We start from the raw sequence: 6,028 nt of genomic DNA, 5'->3' as shown, positions 1-6,028 counted from the left end.
GGAGGTGTCAACATGTTCTTCTAGACACTGCCAGCTGTCGGTGAAATAATACTCACGTGTTGCTGAAAGCGTTCCCGACGCGTATTCCTTGGCGACGACACGGAAATTGCGGCCATCATACTGGTTCTCTAGCAGCACGTTCGAATTGGCGTCGTCAACCAACTTCGTCATCCGATTCCAAGCGTCGAACGTCGCCGTCATCGTGGCGTTTGTTCCCAAATCGGGACGCGGGTTCGTCGTTGTATTGCCGCTCTTGTCGTACGCCGGCGTCGCCCAGATATTGCTCGGGGTGTTGCTGATGTCGGTGATCTCATTGACCGCGTTAGCGGTGCGGGTTTGATTAAAGTCCCACGTTCCGTTGCCATTCTCGTCCTGCCGGAATTCCGACCAGTTGCCGGTTGGATCGAGCTTCCAGCACTGCGCCGCATCAAGCGTTTCAATCGCCGTGCGCGAGCTGTTCAATTCACCTCGCTGAGCTGACTGCAAACGGTTTAGTCCATCGTAGAGGTAAAGCCAGTCATGCTCGCGGTTCGGATCGGACGGGTTCTCTCGCCATGTCCGGTTACTGGCACGGTCGTAACCGTACTGCACTCGCGACAGATCGCTCCCCTCCGACACATCGCGCCAACGAACATCTTTCAAACGCCCAAAGCGGTCGAGTCCCGTATAGATATTTCCAGTGTCGGGATCAGTGGACAGCGTCGGTGACACCAAGGTGTAGCGAAGGTCTGCTTCGGGACTATCCTGCTGAACAAAGCTCTCCAGGCCTAAATACTCGTACTGCGCCAAAACTGTCGAATCATCATCGACGATGCTCGACACTTGGTTCAGTTGATCGGTGATCGAGCCATTTGCTCCGTAGCTAAGTGTGACTTCCCGTCCGTTGGGATAGAGCGTGGCGGTGGGGCGAAGTACGTTGCTACTGCCATCGGTATACGAGCGACCGACGCTAGGCGTGGAGGCGGGATTGACCGCGCCGCTGTGCGATTGGTAGGTGGCCGTCACGTTTCCAAAATCATCAAATTCGCGAGTGACTTGATTCACGATCGATCCGCTACCGACCGCTGCTGCATTATAGCAGGTCACCGCCGAGACGTTGCCGCGAACATCGTAGCTCTGCTCGACGCGGCGGATTGCTCCGTCGACACCGGCCCCAAGCGTAGTCACGCGGTCTTGCGTCTGCCGCCCAAGGGCATCGTAATCAAATTGCCTAGTCGAGCCGTTTTGATCGGTCAGGCTGGTCCGCTGCGATTGGCGGTTATAAGTGTAGGAAACTTGGTCGGTTGGCCCCGTGGAATCGGGATAGATCTCCGCTTTCAGGAGCATTGAGGATGCGATGTCGCTCTCGCTGAGTGTCGAGCCATAGACGTACTGCGTCATCTGGTTTCCGGTCGATGCATTGCCGGCTACCATCCTGCCAGCAGCCTCTTGCAACGTCGATTCAAGCAGATGCAATCCGTTGCATTCACTCCGAAACTACCCCCCGTCCCCTTTGATCGGTTTCGGAGATTGCAACGACATCCCCTCGTCACTGGTCACGCTGCTCCGGTGCGTTCCGGTTTTCGCGGTTGATTGCATGGTCGGCATCCATCCGAAGAGCATGGCGGATATCGTGCCCGCCAAAGAGAAAAGCCGCCATTCGGCGGCCTCGTCAAGAGCCGTGTCACTCCGGTGTATTGCGTGGATCAGTCATCAAAGAAACCAGACCCATTTGATTTCTTCGAACACTACCCTGCTGCAAGAAGCTCCCTGCCCTAAGTACTTGTGCTCCGCCAAGACGCCCACCTCTTTGTCGACAATGCTGGATACTTGGCATTTGATCGGTGATCAAGCCACTGGTTTTGAAGTGGAGTGTAATCTCGCTGCCGTTTCGATAACGCGTGGCGGTGGAGCGAAACGCATTGCCACTACCATCGGTATGTGAGCGATCGCCGCTTCACGCTGGTGCATCAGCTTGTTTACTCAACAAAGAGGTTTGACCCATTAGATTTCTCCGACCCAGGGTCAATAGTCCCCTCCGACCCGCCAGTATATCAAAGCCTGTTCATTAAAATTCGCTACCTTTACGCTGGTTAAGCTGTAAAGCGTGGAATCGAATTCGAACACCTTACGGGTCTCAAACGTCACACGTTTGTCGTTGCTTGGCGCAAGCTTCGCTGATCCTTCGAAAATACAGAAGCCGTCTTTCGTTGATTCTGAGAAAGCAGCATTGACTCGTTGGTCGTTGGTCAAAGCAAGGTCCCATAGTTTCAACCCTACCGGCATTTCGAGAGCGCGCCATGAAACACGTTCACAGTCGACGACAAAAGAACTGCCTGTGTAGCGTCGATTACCTTGTTCGTCAATAAACCGGTTTTGAGCATCAACGAGCAGATAGTCACCACGTTCACCAGCATACCCGAATGAAACAATTTCAGTGTGGAGAGGAAGTTCCAAGCTGCGTTTCTCGAATCGTTCTGTGTTCGCATCGAGGATCGCCCATTCAAACACATTGGGCGGTCGCGAAAGTCCTGTCGACAGCAACATTGGCTCGCCGTGATGTGAAACGATGTCGGTCACTTCCATGCGTTTGGCTGATAGTTCTAGGGGCAGCCAATTACGCGTGTCGAGATCGTATCGAAAGAGTTTGCCGGGACCAATCCACTTGGCGCGTGAATCGAAAGCGTCAGGATTCGCATATTTTCTGACAACAGCAACTAAACCGTATCGCTTCAACCAAACAAGTCTAACAACTCCATGATTCGGGCTATTGGCGTATGCGATTTCAGGAATTATGATTGCGGTTCCATCAAAGTTTAATCGTAAATAACAATGAACACGTGAATTGTTACGCGAAAGATTCGCTATACACAACCACGCACCAGATGGCTCAATTGCGCAGGACGTGATTGCGCCGACACCGGTGTATCCAGCGTTTCTGAAATTTGGTTCGATGCGAACCCAACGCCTGTCACTCATTCTGTAGCTGAAGTCCAAGCCAACTTCGTCGTTTGTGATGCGACGGATTACGATTAATTCATTTTCTCTCACCGGTAATATCATTTCAAGGTTTGAAGTCGGCTCCGGCAGCTCTATACCTGAAACCTCACCAGTAGCATCCGCCTGCAAGCAGGTGAGTACCATTACTAAAACGACGGCTTGAACAACTCTTGTCATGACTTTCACAAGTTTTCTCGGTTCGCGCAAGCAGTCGCGCGGTCGTTGCCATATTTGTCCATCCATTTCTTAAACCAGTTTGTAACCGGTCCAATCTTACTACCGATCTCATCGGCTGTGCAGCCTGAAACACAACTACTGCCTAACGCGCGATACACACACGCGTTTCGAATATAGTGAGGTAGCGTTTCTGAACTTCCACAGTTGTTTGCACAGTAGTAAGCTTCAATCTCGCGTTTTAGGCTTCCAAGGCAGCCACCGCCCTGATTCCGGTTTTGGCACGACTGTTGTAGATGGATCATTTCATGAAGCAGAATTTCTGGGCCGCCCTCACCCGGTATCTTCTTGTCACAATGACCTGGGAAGTTGTTCCAGCAAATCGTTATCTGCTTGCTCCCAGCGCTCGCGATGTTATTGCAATTTTGACAATTCGGCTGTTTTGCGACGCCGCAATTTTTCGTCAAATCATTCCAGATATTTTGCAAGTTCGCATCGTTGCCAAGAATGTCATTGAAGTTTTTAGCACACGCGTTCTTGTCCGCGTCAGATATGGGTGGCTGGGGTGGTGCATTTCCTTCTTTAGCGTTTACTTCCCCGCACCTCTTCTCCATATCCTCGATCTGATGAAAAGTGCTTTCTCCGGCGGGATCTGATCCGAAAAGCGGTCCCGAATCAAGAAACTCGTAAAGGTTCCACTCGCTCCCTTTGAACCCGATAGGGTCTCTGGAGCAAGACTCCAATCGTCGGCAACTGTCGTAAACGCAAGCCGGTTTGCTAGTGCGTTTTGCGGGATTTTCGCATGAAGCTCGGCGCGATCGACAGCGCTGCACTCTCGCGCGTGCGCGAGTGCGGTTTTGGAGGTTCGGTCGGCGGATCGTAAATGCGGTTTTCACGAACTCGATTGTATCCGGTGACTGTATCCGGTGACGCGGCGGTTGGTGCCAGTACGAAGCTCAAAAACTTTTTCTTTAGCTGTCCGATCCACTGGGGACCGAACAGCTAGAAGGAGTAAAAGCGAGATAGCGCGGGCGTGGGCGCTTTAATTCAGACGCACGCATCCGGGACGCCGTGCCTTCGGCGAGTGCGATCTAGTCCAACGTGGCGGCATCGTGCCGAAGAAAGCGACGCACTTCGTGTGCGTCGCTGTCGCTTCGCTCCGGTGCGTTCAAGTGTGCGTTGACTTTCCTTGGAGAAGTCCAACGATTCCGACTGGGCGTGGTCAATCAATCGCTTCGATCACATCTTCCGCGCCCGTCGGTTTCGGTTGAAAACCGAAAACCGGGTTTAACATCCGTGAAGCACCTTCCATTACAACCGATCGTCTCCGGCTTCGTTTATTTGCTTCTTTCCACTGACAATCACATTCAGTTCGGGTCTTTGCTCAACAGAATCCATGATACCGCTGTCAATCTGTTCCGCGGATACTAGCAACTCTTTCAAGCTTGGACATGAAAACGCCATTGTTACTCCGTTACTCGATACCTTCGTTTCCGAAATATCAACATGTTCCAATGAACTACCCCACCATTCCAATAGCAGCTTGAATCCAGCATCTCCAAGCGGGCTGTCGCCTGCCTTCAATCGACGAACACTCGAAAGTCCTCGCAACGCCGAGGCGTTCAATAAAATGTTTTGGTCATTTGCGTTGGATGGCACGCCTTCCAATTTCAATGAAACTCGAGTCGGTCCACCAAGGGATGTTTCATGAACGCTTACTGCACCGCCCATGGATTCAATTGCATGAATCCCGTGTTGAATCTTTGCCCGCCGAAACAGACAGAAACCGACTGCTGCAAAAACCATAACAAGGGCAAGGACACCAAAAATCTTCATTTTCACCACCCCGGCAACCTACGGGCACTCCCAGTACTCCACGCAGACGTTGTAATGGTACGGGCAGTTTCCACTGCCTGAGTAGCCAGTGCGCGGTTCAGTTCGTTTGCATGGTGGCTCTCCATAAGCAGTTGGCGGTCCACTTCCCCAGCTTGGTGCGAGACCGCATTTCCCAAGCATGCATGAGAGTGTCCAATTACTATTTCCCTGTAAATGGCTCCTCGGAATATCGGGAGCGTTAAACGTCGAGACGTAGTTTCTCAGGCAGTCACACTTGCTATCGGGGAACGAATTCATCGGGCCAGCGTCTGGATGTGTCCCCGTGTCGACTTCGATGTTGTTTTGGTCTCCACCGGAACCGTCCAGCGTAATGCACCCCTCGTCGTCACAAAGCGAAAGACCGCAGTGCGTTCCGAGCGGGATACCAAATCGTGAAACCGTCCAACAATGGATTCCTATCTCACATTCGAGTCCACTTGGATCGACAGCCACTAAGACACGGTTACCAACGTAGTTGTAAAGTGATGCGGAGTTTTCCGAAAGAAATTGAGTCAAGCGAATACTTCCTCGATCCGACGTAAGCGACGGACCGCTTCGCAGATCACCAAAGCCGAAGATAGGGTCTCTGGAGCTAAACCGGCCCAGTTGAGGGTCGTACCAACGATTGCGGAAGTAGTACAGTCCCACGTCCGGTGTCCACTCTCGACTGGTGTACGTGTAGTGAACGCTGTAGTTGCTGCTGGATCGCGGCGTGAAGTCGGGCTCGAAGCACGATAGTTTGCCGTACGGATCGTACTCGTAGCGTTCCTGCACGCTTCCTGAATCACTGACCACTGCTGTCGTATTCCAGTTGGCATCGGACAAGTAGTACAGCCGTTCGCCCAAGATCCCGCCTGATGGCGAGATATCGCGGTCTCGTGCTACAAGGTCGTCGATGTAACGCATGCCCCAAACGTATTGACGTCGTGGGGTGTTGGAGGTGTCAACATGTTCTTCTAGACACTGCCAGCTGTCGGTGAAATAATACTCACGTGTTGCT

6 protein-coding genes are annotated in these 6,028 nt (G+C 52.3%); 2 read left to right on the top strand and 4 right to left on the bottom strand.

Translation table 11 applies throughout. From position 1 onward, the window contains the following. Positions 1 to 1,455 (bottom strand): hypothetical protein (locus ABX962_RS27635; RefSeq protein ID WP_372724274.1); only part of this gene is annotated, 1,455 nt, incomplete at its 3' end. Between the two features lie 121 nt (positions 1,456 to 1,576). Here ABX962_RS27635 and ABX962_RS27630 point away from each other — a divergent pair. Continuing rightward, positions 1,577 to 1,924: a hypothetical protein gene (locus tag ABX962_RS27630; protein WP_372724272.1), complete on the top strand. Its 348-nt coding sequence runs from the start codon at positions 1,577 to 1,579 to the stop codon at positions 1,922 to 1,924. Positions 1,925 to 2,004: 80 nt separating this feature from the next. Here ABX962_RS27630 and ABX962_RS27625 read toward each other — a convergent pair whose 3' ends face one another. Then, complete coding sequence (locus tag ABX962_RS27625) at positions 2,005 to 3,165, bottom strand: hypothetical protein (protein ID WP_372724270.1); 1,161 nt, start codon at positions 3,163 to 3,165, stop codon at positions 2,005 to 2,007. A 296-nt stretch (positions 3,166 to 3,461) separates the two neighbouring features. Here ABX962_RS27625 and ABX962_RS27620 point away from each other — a divergent pair, with 296 nt between their 5' ends. Then, on the top strand, positions 3,462 to 3,809 hold the full coding sequence (locus ABX962_RS27620; RefSeq protein ID WP_372724268.1) for a hypothetical protein: 348 nt from the start codon (positions 3,462 to 3,464) through the stop codon (positions 3,807 to 3,809). Positions 3,810 to 4,464: 655 nt separating this feature from the next. On the opposite strand, the gene ABX962_RS27615 is transcribed toward ABX962_RS27620, so the two are convergent. Both ABX962_RS27615 and ABX962_RS27610 read right to left on the bottom strand, forming a co-directional pair. After that, on the bottom strand, positions 4,465 to 4,995 hold the full coding sequence (locus tag ABX962_RS27615) for a hypothetical protein (protein WP_372724266.1): 531 nt from the start codon (positions 4,993 to 4,995) through the stop codon (positions 4,465 to 4,467). Between the two features lie 12 nt (positions 4,996 to 5,007). Then, on the bottom strand, positions 5,008 to 6,028 hold a 1,021-nt coding region (locus ABX962_RS27610; RefSeq protein WP_372724264.1), incomplete at its 5' end, for an RHS repeat domain-containing protein.

This window comes from Novipirellula sp., assembly GCF_041583735.1.
Lineage (GTDB): Bacteria > Planctomycetota > Planctomycetia > Pirellulales > Pirellulaceae > Novipirellula.
Note: the sequence above shows the minus strand (reverse complement) of the source record. Positions and strands in the feature narration are given on the sequence as shown.